We start from the raw sequence: 19,871 nt of genomic DNA on the forward strand, positions 1-19,871 counted from the left end.
TTATTAGAGCCTATTGGAGATTGAAGTGATGAACAGCCCGCTTTGGTTCGACCCGAGTCTTTGCCTGATTGGTGGAAATTGGAAACCTGCAACATTTGGCGAGACTCTCCCACTGATAAACCCGTCTGACGGATCGGAACTCTGCCAGATCGCACGTGGTGGCGAACAGGAAATCAATGCGGCGGTCAAAGCGGCGCGTGCTGCATCAGATGGCGAATGGGGGCGAATGACGGCGCTGGAACGCGGACGTATTCTGACACGCCTCGGACAACTGGTATTGGAACGTGTTGACGACCTTGCCGTGCTTGAGGCGATGGATGTTGGCAAACCTTTGACACAGGCGCGGGCTGATGCTGTTGCTCTGGCGCGGTATTGCGAGTTCTACGGTGGTGCGGCGGATAAGGTGATGGGCGACACCATTCCATATCTCGACGGCTACACGGTCTATACCCTGCGCGAACCACATGGGGTTACGGGCCATATCGTGCCTTGGAACTATCCGATGCAGATCATTGGCCGATCAGTAGCTGCCGCGCTGGCCATGGGCAACGCCTGCGTTTTGAAACCCGCGGAAGAAGCCTGCCTGACCGCTCTGGCCTTTGCCCATCTGGCGATCGATGCCGGATTGCCGGCCGGGGCGTTGAATGTAGTAACGGGGTTAGGTGCCGAGGCGGGTGCTGCGCTGTCTTCGCATCCGGATGTCGATCATATCTCGTTCACCGGTTCGGTTGCGACCGGTGCACTTGTTCAGCAGGCCGCGGGGCGCAATGTAGTTCCGGTTACGCTCGAGCTTGGCGGAAAATCACCGCAGTTGGTCTTTGATGACGCCAATCTGGATGCGGCACTGCCGTTTCTGGTGAATGCGGGCATCCAGAACGCAGGTCAGACCTGCTCTGCATCTTCGCGTATCCTTGTGCAGCGCGAAATCTACGATGAAGTCAGGTCGAGGATGGCCCAGGCTTACGCAGAACTGACCGTGGGGCCCGCCAATGATGATCTGCGCCTCGGCCCGCTGATATCACAGCGCCAGAAACAGATTGTGGCTGGCTTTCTTGATAAAGGATCTGACCTGAGTATCGCCGCCCAGGGAGAAGTGGTGGCAACTGCCCCGGATACAGGCGCCTATGTGCGACCTACATTGTTTGCGGATGTGCCAGCCGATCACACGCTTGCCCGGGATGAAATTTTCGGCCCGGTGCAGGTTCTGATCCCATTCGATACCGAAGAACAGGCTCTAAATATAGCAAATAGTACCGATTATGGACTTGTCGCAAGCATCTGGACCAGAGATGGCGCAAGGCAGATGCGGCTGGCAAAGCAGCTTAGGTCGGGACAGGTTTTCATAAACAACTACGGAGCTGGTGGAGGCGTGGAGCTGCCGTTCGGCGGTGTTGGAAAATCCGGCCACGGTCGCGAAAAGGGTTTCGAGGCGCTCTATGGTTTCTCGCAACTGAAAACGGTCGCAGCCTATCATGGCTAAACTGGGCGTGTTTTTGATGTTGCTGACCGTCGCAATGTTGGCGGCTGGATTGTTTGGCGCCCTGCACAATCAGGTTAGTTACACCGTTGGCCCGGACTATTTCCACCAATTTAAATTCCGGCAATTTGCGATTCCGTCCGAGGTCCCGCCCCGGATTGGGGCGGCCATCGTGGGGTGGCGCGCGAGCTGGTGGATGGGGTTGATCGTTGGTCTGCCGCCCTTCCTGCTTGGGTTGCTGCTATTGTCACCGGCTGGAAAGCTCTGGTCTGCAGGGCTGCGGGCGATTTTTGTAGTATTCCTGATCACGGCGCTCGCCTCAGGGATCGGATTTGCCTTTGGTCTTATAGCTGTTGATCAGGAGGTTGCTGCTCAAATCGCTCTGCCCGAGACGATCCGAAACCCGGTCGGCTTTTTACGTGCCGGGGCAATGCATGACGCCAGCTATATTGGTGGGTTTGTCGGTGTATTTGCCGCGATCTGGGTGATCTTTCGGGCCAGCAGGCCCTAGACGATCACCTCGATCGCTTGCTGAGCACCGACGCCAAAAACCCGCTTATAGCGTTCGATCTGTTCTGAAGGACCCATCGCCTTTTCAGGGTTGTCCGACAGTTTGACTGTCGGTCGACCATTGGCTGACACTGCCTTGCAGACCAGGGAGAACGGCGCCAAAGCGTCATCAGGTACAAGGCCGCGGAAATCGTTGGTCAGCAGCGTGCCCCAACCAAAGGAAACCTTGGTGCGGTGCGCAAACTGGCTGTGAAGCTCACGAATCTTGTCCACGTCCAGTCCATCCGAGAATATGACCCGCTTTTCTAATGGATCTTCGCCACGGGATTTCCACCAGGCGATGGCGGTCTCGGCCCCGGTTGCCGGGTCACCGCTGTCGATGCGGATACCGGTCCAGCCCGCCAACCAGTCCGGCGCGCGATCCAGAAATCCCTGAGTCCCATAAGTATCAGGAAGGATGATCCGCAGGTTGCCGTCATGCTCCTCGTGCCAATCGCTCAAAACATCATAAGGGGCTTGCGCCAGCGCGGCATCGTCCTCGGCCAGCGCGGAATACACCATGGGTAGTTCATGGGCATTGGTCCCGATGGCCTCGACCTCGCGCCGCATGGCGATCAGGCAGTTCGAGGTTCCGGTGAAGGCGCCACCCAGCCCTTCGATCATCGCCTGAACACACCAGTCCTGCCACAGGAAGGAATGCCGCCGCCTTGTGCCGAAATCTGCGATCCCCAAGCCTTTAATCGTGCGCAGTTGATCGATCTTTTCCCAAACGCGGGTCATTGCCCTTGCATAGAGCACCTGCAACTCAAACCGGCGCATATCATTCAACACAGCGCGGGAGCGCAGTTCCATCAGCACAGCCAGTGCAGGGATTTCCCACAGCATGACTTCGTGCCATTTACCTTCAAAAGTCAGCTCGTACTGATCCCCTTTGCGTTCAAGATGATACGGCGGCAGGCGCAGATTCTCGAACCATTCCATGAAGTCCGAGCGGAACATCTGTCGTTTGCCATAGAATGTATTCCCGCGCAGCCAGGTGCTTTCACCGCGGCTGAGGCTGAGTGAACGGATGTGATCCAGCTGTTCGCGTAGTTCCCCTTCATCGATCAATCGCGCCAAAGGGACATGATTCGACCGGTTGATCAGCGAAAATGCAACATCCGTTTGGGGCTTATTTCGAAACACTGACTGGCACATCAGCAGTTTGTAGAAATCTGTGTCGATCAAAGACCGGACAATGGGGTCAATCTTCCATTTATGATTGTAGACCCGCGTTGCGATGTCGACCATGTGGAACTCCTGCGATTTCCGTTGTTAGATCAATCGATGCGGTGAATGGCAAGAGTCGCTAAAATGGTGACAATGCCTAGGTCAGGTCACATTGCGGGCATATTGTGAGTTCGTTTCACCATTTAGTGAGTGTGGGGGATGGATCGAAAAGGTTGAATTTGGTGGATGGGTCTCGAGTACGACTTTGACATTGTTACGATTGCACCAGATGAACTGGAGTCTGAAACGGTGAATTCCGAGCAACCGGAAGGCACCCGGGTACGTGCGCTGTTTCGGGATGTGAAAACAGCAGATGCGCTGCGCGGTGCTTCACCGAAAATCAGAAAGATGTTCGAGGATGCGGGATTTGGGCTGGAAACCCGAAACTGCGGCGTGCCGATGGGATACTACTCACCTCAGCATGCGGCGGATCGGGACCGTATTCTTCGTAACCTGTTTGCAAACATCAAGAGCCAGGGCTTGAAGGGCGAATATAGCGGCGAGTTTGATTTCAGTGATTTCCTACGCCACATCCGCACCGCACAACCCGAAATCGGGATCGTGCGCAAAGAGCCCATCCAGCAGAGCAAACCACAACCCGCTGCGCCGGTAAAACCAGATCGGCGTACTGTTCCTGGTCGTATTGGATTTGCCCTTGGGCTGGCGGTTATCTTGTTTGTATTGCTTAAGTATCTGGCTGCCGCAGGTGCAGCACCCTGACGATCAGGCCAAGGTTACACCCGCATCGCGCATAGCCTGAATAGCTGCATCCAATGATCCGTCCAGATCGATGGCACGGCAAGCGTCTTGCCGGACAGTGACATCAAATCCCAGCTTTGCCGCATCTACCGCCGAAAAATGCACGCAGAAATCCGTGGCGAGGCCGACCATTGTCAGCTTTTCGATCCCCCGCGCCTCAAGATAACCTTTCAAACCGGTAGGTGTTTTCTGGTCGTTTTCGAAAAATGCGGAGTAGCTGTCGATGCTGCTGCGAAAGCCTTTGCGCAGAATCAAATCGGCATCTGTGCGAAGATCGGCATGAAACGCTGCGCCTTGGGTGCCTTGAACACAGTGATCCGGCCAAAGAACCTGTGGGCCGTAAGGCATCTGGGTCATGTCGAAGGGAATCTTGCCCGGGTGCGAGCTTGCGAATGAAGAATGGCCCGCCGGATGCCAGTCTTGTGTCAGGATCACCGCCTCAAACTCATCCATCAGGGAATTGATCGGCGCCACGATCTCATCCCCTCCGGACACGGCAAGCGCGCCACCGGGGCAGAAATCATTCTGGACGTCAATTACGATCAGGGCATGAGTCATCTGGGTCTCCTCTGGTTGCTCTATCGGTAGGGGGCGGAACCGAAGGCGTCAATGCGATCCCTTGCGTCCTTTGGGTAAGGGGATTAGATCGCGCACATGTACACAATCGCTGCCTTATATCATTTCACGCGCTTTCCTGACCCCGACGCGCTGCGCCCCGCTCTGCAAGAGCTGTGCCGCGCACAATCCGTCAAAGGGACCCTTCTTTTGGCGAAAGAGGGGATCAACGGAACGATTGCAGGCCCCCGTGCAGGGATTGACGCCGTTCTGGCTCATATCCGCAGCCTGCCGGGATGTGCTGATCTTGAGTGGAAAGAAGCAACATCGGATCACCCGCCCTTTGGCAGGATGAAGGTGCGCCTGAAGAAAGAGATCGTGACGATGGGGCAGCCGGATGTGGATCCGCGCGCCAGCGTCGGCCATTACGTCGAGCCCGAGGACTGGAACGATCTGATCCGTTCGGACGACGTGGTTGTGATCGATACGCGCAATGATTACGAGGTTGCGATCGGTACGTTTGAGGGTGCAATAGACCCTGAAACAGCCAGTTTCCGTGATTTTCCGGCCTGGTGGGAAGAAAACAAGGATCGCTTTCATAACAAGCGGGTGGCCATGTTCTGTACCGGTGGCATCCGGTGCGAGAAATCCACCAATTACCTGCTGGGGCAGGGGGTCGAGGATGTCTATCATCTCAAAGGTGGAATTCTGCGTTATCTCGAAGAAATGCCTGAAGAAGACAGTACATGGCAGGGCGACTGCTTTGTGTTCGATAATCGTGTCTCTGTCGGGCACGGTTTGGTCGAAGGGCCACACAAACTGTGCCATGGTTGCCGCCGTCCTATCCTGCCCGAAGATGTGAAGCGTCCCGAATACGAACATGGCGTGTCCTGCCATCGGTGCATTAACGAAACGTCCGAGCAGGACAAGGTGCGGTTCCGTGAACGGCAGAAACAGATCGTTCTGGCGCGCAGCCGTGGTCAGGAACATCTGGGCAGTCATTAATCAATGGTCTTAAAGGGTTGCGGTCTTAGCGCAGCCATAGAATGATGATCCGCGGTACGCATCGTTAGGGAAAGATCATGCCGCAGGATCCATCGACACTACAGGATTGGAAGCCGACGATTATCGCGGCTTCCGTGCTGGTTCTGGTCAGCTTTGTCGCCTGGTATGCTCTGTCTCACCTGAATGAGACCACGGCAGGTGATACTGTTGGGGGCATAGCCACGCTTGGCCTCATTGTCTGGCTCATTTCTCAGGCCTGGTATCATATCAGCCTTGTCAGATCGCCCAAGCGGCAGCTGATGCTGATGGGAATCTCATTCATCCAGGTCGTGCCGTTCCTGTTTGCCGCTGTTTACGGCTCGTTCGGCTACGATGATGTGTGTGTGACCGGAGCCAATGGTCCGGCAGATGTTCTCTATTTCTCGTATGTCACATTCACCACGGTGGGCTTTGGCGATCTGCGACCTGTCGGAATGTGCCGGGCACTGGCCGTGGCCGAGGCGATAACCGGTTACATATTGTTGGGATTGTTTGTTGCCGCCGCAGTGGGTCTGTATGGCCGATCTCACGGCCATCACAGGCACTAATCCAGAAAAATTAGCTCAAGAAACCTATTTGTTGCGGTCAATCCACTGCGACATCAGCTGCTTGTCTCGAAAACACTCCGACGGAATCGGCCGACGTTTCGAGCGCGAGATGCGTTCAGCAAACGCAACTTGTTTGCCGGTTGGATAGCTCGCAAACGGTGAAGGGTCATGAGGCTTGTTTGCCGAAATCCAATCCGACATTGATCTGCGGTCACGCTGCGCTTCAACCGGTATCTCCAAGGCCGTCTGTTCTGCGATGGCGCGGGCATAACGCATCTGGCGGTCGGTGACCGGAAGAAGATGGTAGTCGTTAGTAGGCCCGTTCGGGGCCAATTTGCGTGTTGCTTGGGCCATCGGTTTATCCTCTGACTATGTAGAACATAAATGGAACATTAACCATTCATTTCAAGAGGGGGGCCTGTTTTACAGGCAAGTTCTCGCCGGTCGCAGTGTTTTATTGACTGGCCAATCAATAACCATTACCTGCGAATTCAACTGTTACTGTCGCCCCAATGGATCGGGCGCGTTTGCAAAGAAAAGGACGCGGCATGAAGTTTCAGCCCAAGGCCAGCCATTTCATCAACGGCGAATACGTTGAGGACACCAGCGGCGCACCCATCGATGTAGTCTATCCCGCAACGGGCGAGGTGATTGCGAGGCTGCACTCTGCGACACCCGCAATCGTGGATCAGGCTCTAAACAGTGCAAAAGCAGCACAGGCTGAATGGGCTGCGATGTCCGGAACCGAGCGCGGCCGTGTCCTGCGCCGGGCCGCTGATATCATGCGCGAACGCAACCGCGAGCTTTCCATTATCGAAACCCATGATACCGGCAAACCCCTGCAAGAGACGCTGGTGGCGGATGCTACCTCCGGTGCGGATGCGTTGGAGTATTTTGGCGGAATGGCCGCTTCGTTAACCGGTGAGCACATCCCGCTGGGTGGCGGAGACTTCGTCTACACAATCCGTGAGGCGCTGGGCGTCTGCGTCGGGATCGGCGCGTGGAACTATCCGACCCAGATCGCCTGCTGGAAAGGTGCCCCGGCCCTGGCTTGTGGAAACACAATGGTGTTCAAGCCGTCTGAGACTACGCCATTGTCTGCATTGCAGGTTGCCGAGATCCTGATCGAAGCTGGCGCTCCCAAAGGTGTCTATAACGTTATTCAGGGTTACGGCGATGTCGGTGCTTCGCTGGTGACTGATGTGCGCGTTGCGAAGGTCTCGCTTACTGGATCTGTCCCGACTGGCCGCAAGGTCTATGCGGCTGCAGCAGACGGCATGAAGCATGTCACCATGGAACTGGGCGGCAAATCCCCGATGATCGTGTTCGACGACGCTGACATCGAAAACGCTGTTTCGGGCGCGATCCTGGGCAATTTCTATTCTTCTGGGCAGGTTTGCTCGAACGGTACGCGCGTGTTTGTTCAGAAAGGGATCAAGGAAGCCTTCCTGAAGCGCCTGTCAGAGCGTCTGGCGACAGCGAAAATCGGCGATCCGTTGGATGAGGACGTCAATTTCGGTCCGATGGTCAGCGAAAATCAGATGAACATCGCTTTGGGTTATGTCGAAAAGGGCAAGTCAGAGGGCGCGCGCCTTGTTTACGGTGGCGAACGCATCGAAGGCGATGGCTTTTATATGCAACCAACTGTGTTTGCAGACGTCACCGACGATATGGCCATCGCCCGCGAAGAGATCTTTGGCCCCGTGATGTCAGTGCTTGATTTCGAAACCGAAGAAGAGGTCCTGGCCAGGGCCAATGACACCGAGTTTGGATTGGCGGCCGGTGTGTTCACCAATGATGTGACGCGTGCGCACCGCATCGTGGCCGGTTTCGAGGCGGGAACCTGCTACATCAACACCTACAACCTTGCCCCGGTCGAAGCGCCATTTGGTGGGTCGAAAATGTCGGGCGTGGGTCGTGAAAACTCGAAACTGGCGATCAACCATTTCAGTGAAATGAAAACTGTCTATGTTTCGATGAATGACGTGGAAGCGCCTTACTGATTGAGTTGAAGACTGGCCGGAAAGACACCTGTTCCGGCCAGCTGTGTTCCTTGTTCATTACTGAGCGGCCGCGATCGTGAGTAACTCCTCTATCCGCTCACGGGCCAATTCACTGTCTGCCAGCAGAGTTTTCGCATCAGAGAGTGGAGTGTCCGGTGAACGCGAAACCGGCTGGGCCAGGGCCTGATCCAGTTCACTCAACGTTCCAAATTTGCTCGAAGATGTACCTTTGATATCATCTGCCTGTCCTGCGAGCCAGAACAGACGGTCCGCTTCATCATTCTCACCAGTCGCGCGAAGCAGCGAAGCTGCAGTAGATAGGTCTGCCGTGTCTGCTAGGGCCCGGGCGCGCAGGAGCTGCGCCTCATCAGAGTCATCCTCTGCAATCTCCAGTAATGCTCGATGGGGTTGCCCCTGCAACAATGCGGCGCGGGCGCGAAGTCTGGCTCTGTCTTTCTGTTTGATCCGATCCTGTTGCCGGTTCGCAAGCGCATAAGCCTGAGAGGCAAAACCAAGCTCTGCGAGACGCTCTGACAGCGCTATTGCTGTTTCGGTTTCCAACGTGTCACCCGACACCGAACGAAGGTTCAGAGCGTAGCGCAGGAATGTCACGTCATCCGCGCGTTCGGACAACAAATGCAGCACGCGGTTTGTAGCCCCAGCCCAATCTTTGTCTTCCGGATGTGACCGGATCAGTTCCATGGCGGGGCCAAACTCCTGATTCAAACCAAGAGCGACTGCATGGCTTTGCGCCATAACAGAGCCTATTTCGGATCTTCTGAGCTGGATCGCAAATCCAGCCACCAGTTCAAGTTCTTCAGAGGTTATGGCACCACGATCCGACCAGCGCTTTTCCACCAAACGCGCCAGAGCCAATGGTGTTTCCAAATCCGACTCTGAGGCCTGAATGACTTCGGACAGCAATGCCTCGCTTTCAGCTTTGTCACCGGCAGCTTCTGCAACGTCTGCTTTGGCCAAGTTAACCTTTGGCTGCGAGTCCGCATCGATACGATCGACTGAACGTAAGACACGGCGAGCTGCTTCCAATTCCTCGGCGTTGACCAGAATCTCGGATAGCTCGGGCCCCAACGAACGCCTCAGATGGTCCGGCAGCCTCGCAAAGGATTGTTCGATCGAAGAAAGCTGCGCATGGGGATGCAAATCCCCCTCGGTTAACAGCGCCCACAAAGCAGCGTCACCTTCGCATCTCTGGAGGCTTTGAAACGGGTTCGGCTCTGACTGGGGTCGACCGTCTAGCAAATTGGAAATCGCAATGATCCACGCGCTGTTTGAAGGGGCGTCCGCAAGTAGCTCGAGCGTTTGAACCGCTTCAGCCCCATAGCCATGATAGGCGTAAAGCTGGGCCAGCTTCTCGACCCGTTCTGCATCGATGCGATCAAACTCCAGAAATAAACCGGTCCGCAGCTCTGCAACCTGTTCCGGAAACGGGCGTCCATCAGACCACGAAGCTAACCCCAGATCTTTATCAGAGATACAGGTGGGCTGCGTTTCAATCTGAGGCAAAGACAGCCCTTCGAGCCCGCGAAGCTCATCCAGAACAGATGAGACCATTACGTTCGCTGGCAAGTCTTCCAGAATATTGCCTGGCGCGACTATTTCCGACTGCCTTGGACCAATATCGGAAAGCTGCAGATCGACAATCTCACGATCAGCTCCCTGTAGCATTCGCGACATCAGTTGATCCTCTAACGCACGGCTATTCAAGTGCAGCGATGGCACGGGGTCAGGTGTTTCTTCGATCTCTGATTCATCGGCTAACTGCAGATCAGGCAGCAAAACCAGCGGAGGGAGGTCTTGGGTCACGGACGGTGAGGGCTCACCGGGCGCGATATCAACAACGATCATGTTATCCCTGAACAAAAAGGCCGATGCGGCGCAGGCACACCCAAACTCCATTTTAAGAGCTGTACCCGGTTCCTCTTGCGACAGCGATTTCAAGCGGTTTTCGGACAGCCGTGAAAACACCGAGTTGGTGTTGCATGTGACGCTATCAAGCTCAACATCTATCCGGGCACCATCTTTTTCGTGAGTCAGCGTCCAGCTTGTCTTGGGCGGTATCTGAAGGACCAGCCTCGTAAAGCCGTCATGCTCACCCGAACGCACTCGGACTTCCTGTGCATTTGCACATGTTGCGGCAAAGACCAGGATAAACGAGAGGACGCATTTCCTGATCATGCTGCCGCCTGTTTCAGTTCTTTCAGCGCATCTTCGAGCTCGGTAAATCCGGGTCGGTTATGCGTCGGAGTATTCTGGCGTCCAACTTCGATACACATTGCGGTGTTGTGGTTATGCAGGTTGGCTACCAGAACCTCTTTGATCAGTTGGTAAAAGTGGTTGTCCTCTTCAACGACGGCCTTCACCTTTCCCGCGAACGGACCCACCAGCCCGTAGGCCAGGAATACACCCAAAAATGTGCCGACAAGAGCACCACCGATCAGCTTGCCCAGAACTTCCGGGGGCTGGTCGATTGATCCCATCGTCTTGATCACACCAAGAACAGCAGCAACGATACCCAACGCTGGCAGGCCGTCTGCCACGGTCTGCAGCGCATGGCTGGAGTGCATCGCGTGATGGAAGTTTGCCTCCATCCGCTTTTCCAAAACCTCCTCAACTTGATGCGGATCATCATAATTCATCGAGGCTGAGCGCATCGTGTCGCAGATCAGGTCAACAGCTTCGCGATCGGCCTGAATTTTTGGGTATGTGGAAAACAGAGAAGAGCTCTCGGGATCTTCGATATGTTGCTCTAACTCGACGGGATTTGCCCGTGCGATGCGGATCAGTGAAAACAATAGGCACAACAGATCTCGGTAGTCTTCCGGTTTCCATTTCGGCCCCTTGAACACTTTTCCGATATCCTTGGCGGTGTGCTTAACCCCGCCAAAATCATTGCTGATCATGAATGCGCCGACTGCGGCGCCTCCAATCATCATCATTTCAAAAGGAAGCGACTTCATGATGATGGCCATTTTGCCGCCAGCAGCCAGATATCCGCCGAACACCATCACGAAAATGACGACAATACCTACGATCCCAAGCATATACGATCTCCAACGGCGCGAACTGAGGGTTTGGAAGACACAGGCGTCACTCCTGTGGAGCCAGCGCGTTGCGCCCGGCCATTACAACACTGATGGTATAGGCGGCCTCGGGGTTTAGACCGGCCATGACACCAGCGGCTGTATCGGGCGGCATACGAGACAGGAAACCGGCCGCGAAAATCGGATCCATTGTCTCAAACAACGCCGCGGCGTCTTTCGGCTTCATGTTCTGATAGACATCAGTAAGTCGGGTCAGGTCTGCCTCGGCGGCGTTATCGGCGACTGCAACAGTTGCGCGAAGCGCATCTTCCGCCTCGCGTAGCGTGATCAACCGGCCCGCAATGGCCAGATCAGCTATTTCCAAAGCCTTCTCGCGATCCTGCACGATCTTTTCACGCCTCTCGATTGCCTCTTCACGCCGCAGCAATTCGGTCAGCACGACTTGTAGTTCCTGTTCTTCAAACCCCGATTGTTTGGATTGAGGCTGTGATACCAACTCCGGCTGATCGCCACGCGCCAGTGCGGGTCCGGCCTCCAGGCTCAACCGAATAACGGCGGATCCGATCATCAGGGCTGATATCAATGTCAGAACGCCGCTGCGCTGACGGCCTGTTGCGCCCTTTCTGTTCAGCCTCATCTGCTGGCCTCGTCCAGTTGCGGTGCGTGGCGAAAGAACATCAGCCCTTCGGGAGGCTTTGTGGCCTCTTTAGCAGGGGTCTCAGGCTCCTGATTTTCTCTGAAATATCCAATGTTAGTCTCTGTTTCAGAAGATTCTTCTTCCGACTCTTCTGCCGGTTCAGCCTCAGCCGAGGGCGTATTTTCATCTATGGAGTCTTCAGGAATCACATCGTGCATCGATGCCATCATCAGTTCCAGGCGCTGGGCAACGGATTCCGCCCTCTGCGTCAGATCCTGCAGTGTCAGACCGGACTGGTCCGATGCGTGTCGGGCCGATTCGAGCGAATTTTTCAGCTCCTCAGCCTGCGCTGACAGAACCGATACAGCTCCGCCCACGCCCTTTTCCAGATCAGTAAATCGTTTCAGGCGCCGGGCCAGAACAAAGCAGTACAGACCCGCCCCAAGCGCGCCTGCTACCAGCAGAATGTCCGCGATAAGTTCCAACTTCGTCTCCTAGTTCAGTACGAATTCCATAACCAAAACATCGCGCACGCGACCTTTGCCGGTGACGATTGCAATGCGCCGCAGCAGATGTCCGCGGATGCGGATCAGTGCCAGCGAATCCTCAAGATCCGAGACCTCGAGCGCGCGAAGATACCCGTTCAGCACATCCATGATTCGGGGCTGCATCTTTTCCACGTCGGCGATGTACTTGGCATTCACCTCCAGCTGAGCGTGGAATTTCAGATGACGGGAATCACCGGTATTTACCGAGACAATCACCGGTGGAAGATCGACGAAACCGACAGCAGGTAAGGCCTTTGCAGGCGTGCCATCGGTATTCTCATCGACCGCCTGAGCATCTGCTTTCCCGCCAATTGGCAATACACCCGACGTGGTCAGGAAGTATCCGCCCGCAGCCCCGGTCAAGGCCAGGAGAACGCCTGCGATAAGCCCTTTTTTCCCTGATTTTTCGGAGGCTTCCGCCTCATCCATAGCTGCGTCAGTCATGACGTCCTCATCGATCTGTTCGGCAACTGTCATAACCCCGCAGGGACTAACCGATTGTTAAGGGCAATCGTCCAAACAGAGGCAGAGCCGCACAGAATGTCGGCGAGTCGGAGGTGAGCGTGCAGCAGATCGGAACTGTCTGGGCAAGTTTGGACAGGCGCAAACAAATTATCGTCGCTGGCGCCGTAGCGCTGGTGTTTCTTGGTATCCTCGGCATGTCGCGTCTGGTGACCGCGCCGTCGATGACACTGCTATACGCCGGGCTCGAAAGCGGCGCCGCTGGCGATATCGTACGTGCGCTTGATCAGCGCGGGGTTACTTACGAAATCAGAGGCGGCTCAATCTATGTGCCCGGCGCGCAGCGTGACGAATTGCGTATGACGCTGGCGAGCGAGGGCCTGCCCGCCAACGGAAATCGTGGCTACGAACTGCTCGATTCCCTCAGCGGATTTGGTACGACGTCGCAGATGTTCGACGCTGCCTACTGGCGCGCTAAAGAAGGAGAACTGGCGCGCACTATCGTGGGCAGTTCCTATGTCAGCCAGGCGCGCGTTCACATTGCGAACGGATCAGCCAATCCGTTTCAGCGCAGCGTGTCGCCAACAGCGTCGGTCTATTTGGTGCCTTCAGGTGGCCAGATCACGGGCGATCAGGCCAAGGCAATCCGGTTTCTGGTTTCTTCGGCAGTTAGCGGTTTGGCCCCGGAAAACGTCTCGGTGATCGACTCGAATGGCACGGTGATCGGACCTCAAGAGACCGCAGTTGCCGCCGATACTGCCGATGACAAGGCGCGCCAGCTGCGAGAAAGGGTGATGCGCCTGGTCGAAGCGCGTGTTGGCGCCGGGAATGCGGTTGTCGAAGTCAGTGTAGATACTGTGACCGAAACCGAATCCATACGCGAACGACGCATTGATCCAAAAGGTCGCGTAGCGATCAGTACAGATGTTGAGGAAAGGTCGGACAGCGCCCGCAACCAATCCTCTGATGTCACCGTTGCGTCGAATTTGCCGGATGGCGATGGAGCCGGGGGGGATGAATCGAATTCGAACGCCACCCAAACGCGCGAACGGGTGAATTATGAAATCTCCGAAACCGAGCTCGAAGTGCATCGTGCCCCGGGTGCGATCAAGCGGTTAACCGTAGCGGTATTGGTCAATGGGGAACGAACCGTTGATGCCGCAGGTGTCGAGACCTTCGTTCCGATGCCGCAGGTTGAACTGGATGCCTTGGGTGAGCTCGTTGCCTCTGCCGTTGGTTTCGATGCCGAAAGGGGTGATGTGATCACACTCAAATCCCTCGACCTTCCGGCAGTTGAACCACAGGGCACATTGGCGTCATCTTCACTTTTGAGCCGAGTTCACCTCGACGTCATGTCCTTGATTCAAATGGCGGTTCTGGCACTGGTCACGTTGGTTCTGGCACTGTTTGTGATCCGTCCGATACTATCCAAGCAAGCTGTCGTACCTGCATTGCTACCTGCTGGCGGCGCACCCGATGGAGAGGCCGCGCCCTATCTGACGGGTGAGATTGCAGCAGATGAATCATCAGAATTCGCTCCGTTGCCGGGTCAGGCGCAAGCAGAGGCAGGCGTACCCGCACTGCCGTCAGCCAAAGGCGAGGATGCCGTGGATCGCCTGCGTGCGATGATCGGTGACAAGCAGGAAGAAACGGTTGAGATCCTGCGCAGCTGGCTCGAGGAAAGCGAGGAGAAGGTGTGATGTCCATCGCTCATCTCCTTGAAGATTTCACGGCCCAGTCCGACGGTGCCGCAGTTCATCTGCTGGATGAAGATGCGCTGGAAGAACAGCGTCTGGCTGCTTTTGAAAACGGCTACGGTGCCGGATGGGAAGACGCGATAAAGGCGCAGGAACAGCAGAGCGGGCGCCTCACGGATGAGCTGGCAAGATCACTCGAGGATGTGTCCTTTACTTATCACGAGGCAATGACACGAATGGCGTTGTCTCTGGAGCCGATGTTTCAGAGTCTAATAAGTATGGTTTTGCCAGAAATGGTCGATCGAAGCTTTGCAACACAGATCGTCGAACAGCTATGCCAAATGGCACAGGATCAGATTGGCCAACCCATGCAGCTTGTGGTGCCTGAAGGTTCATCAGAAGCGGTGCAGAAACTGGTGCCTGACGCGCTTTCTCCATCCCCGCAAGTGATCGAAGACCCTTCGTTGCAGCCGGGGCAGGCGCGGCTGCAGGTTGGTACGGCACGGCGCGCGGTCGATAATAGTGCGTTGCTGTCCACCATCGCGCAGGCGTTCGATGCATATCTCCATGAAGCAAAAGAGGCTTTGTCAAATGAGTGATCCTCAGACACCAAAAACTGAAAAGAACCCGTTCGAAGCTGTGCCGATCGAAGTCACCGTGTCCGTTGGCCGTGCCCGTCCTCTGATCCGCGATCTGCTGAGCATGGGCGAGAATGCCGTGCTCACGCTGGATAAACGCATAGAAGATCCGGTGGATTTATATGTTGGCGATCAACTGGTCGCGCGCGGATTGTTGGAGGAGCTTGAGGGAGACCAGTCGGGCCGGCTCGCCGTACGCTTAACTGAGATATCTGACCTGCAGAACGGTATTGGATGATGCGCCAATTGTTCTGGCTGGGTCTCGCAGGCCTTCTGTTGATGCCTTCATTTGCTGCTGCGCAAGAACTGTCCCTGTCATTGGGTGATGGCGGTTCGATCTCGGCCAGAACAATACAGTTGATCCTGTTGATCACGGTGCTCAGCCTGGCGCCGGGTCTGGCAATCATGATCACCTGCTTTCCTTTTCTTATCACGGTTCTCGCCATTCTGAGACAGGGTATTGGCCTGCAGCAATCACCACCTAACATGCTGATTGTCAGCCTCGCTTTGTTCCTGACCTATTTCATAATGGAGCCGGTCTTTACCGAAGCTTGGGACACGGGCATTCGTCCAATGGTCGAAGAATCGCTTGATGTAGAGCCTGCTTTGGAACGGGCGCTGGTTCCGTTTCGTGAATTCATGGCCGCCCGATTGGATGCCGACACTTTTTATTCGATGGCAGCGCTGCGCCCGGGTGGTGAGGCGATGCAGCTGTCACCCGAAGCGCCAATTTCGGTGCTGATGCCATCCTTTATGCTGTCCGAGATTGCGCGCGCCTTTCAAATTGGTTTCCTGATTTTTCTACCGTTTCTGATCATAGATCTCGTGGTTGCAGCGGTGCTTATGTCGATGGGCATGATGATGGTGCCGCCTGCAACGGTGTCTCTTCCGTTCAAACTGGCTTTCTTTGTCATAGCTGACGGTTGGGCCCTGATCGCCGGAGCGCTGGTGCGCAGCTACGTGCCATAGCGCTGAGGGGACGATCTATTGGCGCGTAATTCGAAGCCGTGCCTGTAGACCCTGATCTCCTGCCTCAAAGCTGAGCGTCCCGCCATGTTGTTCGGCTACGGTGGCAGCAATCGTCAGGCCCAGTCCAAACCCATCCGAAGAGCCTGTGTTAGAGCCGCGTTGGAACGGCGCCATCAGGGCCTCGACATCCTCGACAGACAGATCGGTCCCCTTGTCTTCGACGACGATTGTCGCGGTCTGCGCATCGGTTTCCAATGCAACTTCGGCATGGCGGCCATATTTCAACGCATTGTCGATAAGGTTGCTGAGTGCGCGTTTGAGGGAGATCGGCCGGCCCGTGACCAGAATGCGCCGGGTTTCAGGCAGCGATCCCTGCCCGCGCCGGGATGCAAAGACTGATTGGGCGCCCTCTACCACCACAGGTGCAACTTGTTTCAGCGAAACCGGAAGGTCCATATCCTGATAGTCGGCGACCAGAGATTCGACCAAAGCGGTCAATGAAATCTGGCGTGGGTCTTCGATGCTAAGTTCTGACCGGGTATAGGTCAGGACGCTTTCAATCATGCCGGTCATCTGATCCACATCGGCCTCAAGCTTTTCGCGCAACTCATCATCCGGGATCAACGCCGCACGCAGACGTACCCGGGTGGCGGGTGTGCCGAGATCGTGGCTGACACCCGACAAGACAATCGCACGTTTCTCAAGCTGGGCACGTTCATCGTCCAGATGGTCATTCACGGCGGAAACGATTTCGCGCAACTCCTCGGGGCCGTCCGCGTCATAGCTGTCCGGACCGCCCCTGCGTCTGCGATCCCGTAGTGCCTGAGCGAACCGGGCAAAGGTGTCGGTCACGTTGCCCACTGACGTCAGGATGACGGCAAGCGCGATTACAGCAATCAATATGGCGGGCAGTCGCAGATCGGTTGGTGCCGCCTCGCAACCCCAGACAGCAGTTCCATCGACAGTCTGCCAGTCACCCCGACCGAATCTGGCGATCAGGATCGGCTCACTGCAATAGGTCGCCAGCAACCGGGTCAGGTTCCCCATCTTTTGTGGCCCTGTCTGATCGCTGCCTGAAACAATATCAGAGACCGGATAGACCAGCCGGTCCGACATCACCGCTAGCGTCAGTTCGCGCCCGCTGAGCGGTGAAGAACTGTCGGTCAATATCGACAGGTTGGTTACGAAACGGCGGCCCGAAAAGCCCGGAATTTGTTCAAATTTGCCGTCTTCGGCCAAGGCCGCGGCGTCCGGCGATAATGGCGCAATCGAAACATCCTGTGGCGAAGCCATTCCGGTTCGCAATTCTTCGTACACGGCAAAACCGGCCACAAAGGACTGCGTAAGATACCGATCCCAGGACTGCGCCGAGGTAAACCAAAGCCCTCCGGACAAAAGGCCCGCAGCAAATGCGGCCAGTGTCCAGATCCAGCCAAGGCGGCGCAGTGGCAGGGTCATGCATCTTCTTCCACGGTCACCTCGGCGGAAAAGATGTAACCCACACCGCGTTCGGTGCGCAGCATTCTGGGTTCTTTGGGGTTGGTTTCAATCTTGGATCGCAGACGACCCACCAGCATATCGATCGCGCGACCCTGAGCCTCGGGCTTGTCATCGCTACCGGTAACGTCGAGTGCTGCCGCGATTTCATCACGCTTCAGAGGGATATGCGGATTTGCCAGCAGCACCTTGAGCAGTGCGGTCTCACGCTGGGACAGGGATACGAGATAGCCATCAGGTGAATGTACCTCATCCCGCTTGCCGTCGAAAACCCAGCCGTCAAAGCGGAATGTTTTGGTGCGCCGACGATAGGCCAGCGATGGTGTCCGTCTTGCGCGCTGCATCACCGCCCGGACCCGTGCCAGCAAAAGCTGGGGGTTGAAGGGTTTGGCTATATAGTCATCGGCGCCCACTTCGTAGCCTGCCATACGCTGATGGTCTGCAGACAGCGCTGACACGAAGATAATCGGCACATCTTGTTCGTTGCGCAGGCGGGCGCAGATCTCTACCCCGTTTTCGTCACCCAGCATGACGTCCAGCAGGATCAGATCGATCCGGCCCGCGCGCAAATGGGTCAGCACATCTTTTTCAGTCGCGGCGGGCAGCGCGATGAAACCGTTTTTTTGAAAGAACTGGGTCATCATCGACCGCATGTCCGGGTCGTCATCCACCACCAATAGACGCGGAATGGTCACCTTATCCTCCCCGGTTCCCCCTCAACCGTTGCCGTCAATTGTAACGAACGGCAACAGATTCAAGGCCAACGTAACACGCTGTAACAAAAGGGGTGAATATTTCCACCTTCTTTGGGTCTTGCCCCAGAATACGCGTTGCCAGACCGTATCCGACAACCCGTAATATCGCGCATCGCTGCCGGATCGGCGGCACTGAAGTTTCTGGGAGGATACCAAATGAAACGTTTTGCACTGTCTGCAGTTTCGACTCTGGCCGTGGTGGCAGGCACCTCGGTTATTGCCGAGCCGCAGGCCGAAGTTCTGCACTGGTGGACATCAGGTGGCGAGGCCAAGTCGGTCGCCGTTCTGCAGGAAGAGTTTGCCTCGAATGGCGGAACCTGGACCGATATGCCCGTTGCGGGTGGTGGTGGTGACGCGGCAATGACCGCGCTGCGTGCCCGCGTTCTGGCCGGCAACGCACCAACCGCCGTTCAGTTGAAAGGTCCTGCCATTCAGGAATGGTACGAAGAAGGCGTTCTGGCTGACATCTCGAACGTGGCTGAGGCTGAAGGTTGGGCGGCCGTACTGCCTGCATCGATTGCCGGTCACATGATGTGCGAAGGCACATGGTGCGCCGCACCTGTAAACGTCCACCGCATCGACTGGATCTGGGCAAACGCCGACGTGCTGGCTGCAAACGGTATCGAAATGCCCACCACATGGGAAGAATTCAACGCCGCAGCTGAGAAGCTGCAGGCTGCCGGTGTGATCCCGCTGGCCCATGGTGGACAGGCATGGCAGGACGCGACCGTGTTCGAAGCCGTTGCGCTGGGTCTTGGCGGACCTGAATTCTATCAGAAGGCTTTTGTCGATCTGGACCCAGAGGCGCTGACCTCGGACACGATGGTTCAGGTTTTTGACCAGATGCGCACCCTGCGTGGTTACGTGGACGAGAACTTCTCAGGCCGTGACTGGAACCTAGCCACTGCCATGGTGATGAATGGCGAAGCAGCCTTCCAGATCATGGGTGACTGGGCCAAGGGTGAATTCCTTGCGGCTGGCAAAAAGCCCGGCGAAGACTTCCTGTGCGCCTCGACCCCCGGCGACGGCTACCTGTACAACGTCGACAGCTTTGCCATGTTTGACGTGGAAGGTGACGACAAGCGCGCCGGTCAGGAACTGCTGGCCAAGCTGATCGTTGCGCCAAACTTTCAGGAAGTGTTCAACCTGAACAAAGGCTCGATCCCGGCCAGGACCGACGTTGCACTGGATGCGTTCGACATCTGCGCGCAAATCTCGGCCGAAGACATGGGCTCGACCTCGGCAGGCGGTTCGCTGCTGCCGTCCTACGCGCATGGTATGGCACTGCGCGGTGCGCAGGCTGGTGCGATCACCGACGTTGTGACCGCGCATTTCAACTCGGATATGTCCTCGGCTGACGCGGTTCAGCAATTGGCGGACGCAGTGGCAAACAGCTACTGATCCAATACGCTCTGCCCCCTATACTGAGGGGCAGAGCATC

The 19,871-nt window shown here is 56.2% G+C and carries 21 protein-coding genes; 11 read left to right on the plus strand and 10 right to left on the minus strand.

Annotation, left to right across the window (positions count from 1 at the left end):
* The first annotated feature begins 28 nt into the window (after positions 1–28).
* Both ACR0IO_RS17025 and ACR0IO_RS17030 read left to right on the plus strand, forming a co-directional pair.
* A complete protein-coding gene (locus ACR0IO_RS17025; protein ID WP_480742911.1) occupies positions 29–1,480 on the plus strand; it encodes an aldehyde dehydrogenase family protein in 1,452 nt (483 codons plus the stop codon).
* Entirely contained in the window at positions 1,473–1,988 is a 516-nt protein-coding gene (locus tag ACR0IO_RS17030) for a hypothetical protein (protein ID WP_170336300.1), read from the plus strand. Before ACR0IO_RS17025 ends, ACR0IO_RS17030 begins: the two co-directional genes overlap by 8 nt.
* Here the strand turns inward: ACR0IO_RS17030 and pncB are convergent.
* Positions 1,985–3,277 (minus strand): nicotinate phosphoribosyltransferase, encoded by a 1,293-nt coding sequence (pncB, locus tag ACR0IO_RS17035; RefSeq protein WP_155146489.1) that lies wholly within the window; start codon positions 3,275–3,277, stop codon positions 1,985–1,987. The genes ACR0IO_RS17030 and pncB overlap by 4 nt on opposite strands.
* A gap of 165 nt (positions 3,278–3,442) precedes the next feature.
* On the opposite strand from pncB, the gene ACR0IO_RS17040 reads away from it, so the two are divergent.
* On the plus strand, positions 3,443–3,976 hold the full coding sequence (locus ACR0IO_RS17040; RefSeq protein WP_480742915.1) for a hypothetical protein: 534 nt from the start codon (positions 3,443–3,445) through the stop codon (positions 3,974–3,976).
* 3 nt (positions 3,977–3,979) lie between these two features.
* Here ACR0IO_RS17040 and pncA read toward each other — a convergent pair whose 3' ends face one another.
* The gene (pncA, locus tag ACR0IO_RS17045; protein ID WP_480742917.1) at positions 3,980–4,573 is read right to left on the minus strand and encodes a bifunctional nicotinamidase/pyrazinamidase; all 594 of its coding nucleotides are present in this window, start codon (positions 4,571–4,573) and stop codon (positions 3,980–3,982) included.
* Between the two features lie 96 nt (positions 4,574–4,669).
* Here pncA and trhO point away from each other — a divergent pair, with 96 nt between their 5' ends.
* Both trhO and ACR0IO_RS17055 read left to right on the plus strand, forming a co-directional pair.
* Positions 4,670–5,575, plus strand: a complete 906-nt coding sequence (gene trhO / locus ACR0IO_RS17050; protein ID WP_480742923.1) for an oxygen-dependent tRNA uridine(34) hydroxylase TrhO — start codon at positions 4,670–4,672, stop codon at positions 5,573–5,575.
* A gap of 77 nt (positions 5,576–5,652) precedes the next feature.
* Positions 5,653–6,162: a potassium channel family protein gene (locus ACR0IO_RS17055; protein WP_155146485.1), complete on the plus strand. Its 510-nt coding sequence runs from the start codon at positions 5,653–5,655 to the stop codon at positions 6,160–6,162.
* 24 nt (positions 6,163–6,186) lie between these two features.
* On the opposite strand, the gene ACR0IO_RS17060 is transcribed toward ACR0IO_RS17055, so the two are convergent.
* Positions 6,187–6,516, minus strand: a complete 330-nt coding sequence (locus ACR0IO_RS17060; RefSeq protein WP_480742927.1) for a hypothetical protein — start codon at positions 6,514–6,516, stop codon at positions 6,187–6,189.
* A gap of 194 nt (positions 6,517–6,710) precedes the next feature.
* Here ACR0IO_RS17060 and betB point away from each other — a divergent pair, with 194 nt between their 5' ends.
* Positions 6,711–8,165: a betaine-aldehyde dehydrogenase gene (gene betB, locus ACR0IO_RS17065; protein WP_480742931.1), complete on the plus strand. Its 1,455-nt coding sequence runs from the start codon at positions 6,711–6,713 to the stop codon at positions 8,163–8,165.
* 57 nt (positions 8,166–8,222) lie between these two features.
* Here the strand turns inward: betB and ACR0IO_RS17070 are convergent, their stop codons facing one another.
* Genes ACR0IO_RS17070 through ACR0IO_RS17090 form a run of 5 tightly spaced genes read right to left on the minus strand, consistent with a single transcriptional unit; the run spans position 8,223 to position 12,889 of the window.
* Entirely contained in the window at positions 8,223–10,361 is a 2,139-nt protein-coding gene (locus ACR0IO_RS17070) for a hypothetical protein (RefSeq protein ID WP_480742933.1), read from the minus strand.
* Complete coding sequence (gene motA / locus ACR0IO_RS17075) at positions 10,358–11,227, minus strand: flagellar motor stator protein MotA (protein WP_155146479.1); 870 nt, start codon at positions 11,225–11,227, stop codon at positions 10,358–10,360. The genes ACR0IO_RS17070 and motA overlap by 4 nt, the downstream gene beginning before the upstream one ends.
* Positions 11,228–11,273: 46 nt before the next feature.
* Positions 11,274–11,864 carry a MotE family protein gene (locus tag ACR0IO_RS17080; RefSeq protein ID WP_480742936.1) on the minus strand — a complete coding sequence of 197 codons (591 nt, stop codon included), beginning with the start codon at positions 11,862–11,864 and terminating at the stop codon, positions 11,274–11,276.
* Entirely contained in the window at positions 11,861–12,349 is a 489-nt protein-coding gene (locus ACR0IO_RS17085) for a hypothetical protein (protein WP_480742939.1), read from the minus strand. Before ACR0IO_RS17085 ends, ACR0IO_RS17080 begins: the two co-directional genes overlap by 4 nt.
* Positions 12,350–12,358: 9 nt before the next feature.
* Positions 12,359–12,889: a flagellar basal body-associated FliL family protein gene (locus tag ACR0IO_RS17090; protein ID WP_480742941.1), complete on the minus strand. Its 531-nt coding sequence runs from the start codon at positions 12,887–12,889 to the stop codon at positions 12,359–12,361.
* A gap of 86 nt (positions 12,890–12,975) precedes the next feature.
* Here ACR0IO_RS17090 and fliF point away from each other — a divergent pair, with 86 nt between their 5' ends.
* The 4 genes from fliF to fliP are packed head-to-tail and all read left to right on the plus strand — an operon-like array spanning position 12,976 to position 16,178.
* On the plus strand, positions 12,976–14,574 hold the full coding sequence (fliF, locus tag ACR0IO_RS17095; protein ID WP_480742943.1) for a flagellar basal-body MS-ring/collar protein FliF: 1,599 nt from the start codon (positions 12,976–12,978) through the stop codon (positions 14,572–14,574).
* On the plus strand, positions 14,574–15,170 hold the full coding sequence (locus ACR0IO_RS17100; protein ID WP_480742945.1) for a FliH/SctL family protein: 597 nt from the start codon (positions 14,574–14,576) through the stop codon (positions 15,168–15,170). The genes fliF and ACR0IO_RS17100 overlap by 1 nt, the downstream gene beginning before the upstream one ends.
* Positions 15,163–15,447 (plus strand): FliM/FliN family flagellar motor switch protein, encoded by a 285-nt coding sequence (locus ACR0IO_RS17105; RefSeq protein WP_480742947.1) that lies wholly within the window; start codon positions 15,163–15,165, stop codon positions 15,445–15,447. Before ACR0IO_RS17100 ends, ACR0IO_RS17105 begins: the two co-directional genes overlap by 8 nt.
* Positions 15,444–16,178 (plus strand): flagellar type III secretion system pore protein FliP, encoded by a 735-nt coding sequence (fliP, locus tag ACR0IO_RS17110; protein ID WP_480742952.1) that lies wholly within the window; start codon positions 15,444–15,446, stop codon positions 16,176–16,178. Before ACR0IO_RS17105 ends, fliP begins: the two co-directional genes overlap by 4 nt.
* Before the next feature lie 15 nt (positions 16,179–16,193).
* Here the strand turns inward: fliP and ACR0IO_RS17115 are convergent, their stop codons facing one another.
* Together ACR0IO_RS17115 and ACR0IO_RS17120 are read right to left on the minus strand one after the other, a co-directional pair.
* Positions 16,194–17,636 (minus strand): sensor histidine kinase, encoded by a 1,443-nt coding sequence (locus ACR0IO_RS17115; RefSeq protein ID WP_480742954.1) that lies wholly within the window; start codon positions 17,634–17,636, stop codon positions 16,194–16,196.
* Positions 17,633–18,370, minus strand: a complete 738-nt coding sequence (locus tag ACR0IO_RS17120; protein ID WP_170336330.1) for a response regulator transcription factor — start codon at positions 18,368–18,370, stop codon at positions 17,633–17,635. The genes ACR0IO_RS17115 and ACR0IO_RS17120 overlap by 4 nt, the downstream gene beginning before the upstream one ends.
* Before the next feature lie 216 nt (positions 18,371–18,586).
* Here ACR0IO_RS17120 and ACR0IO_RS17125 point away from each other — a divergent pair, with 216 nt between their 5' ends.
* Positions 18,587–19,831, plus strand: a complete 1,245-nt coding sequence (locus ACR0IO_RS17125; protein WP_480742958.1) for an ABC transporter substrate-binding protein — start codon at positions 18,587–18,589, stop codon at positions 19,829–19,831.
* The last annotated feature ends 40 nt before the right edge of the window (positions 19,832–19,871 follow it).

The sequence above is a fragment of the Ruegeria sp. CE12 genome, assembly GCF_056537525.1.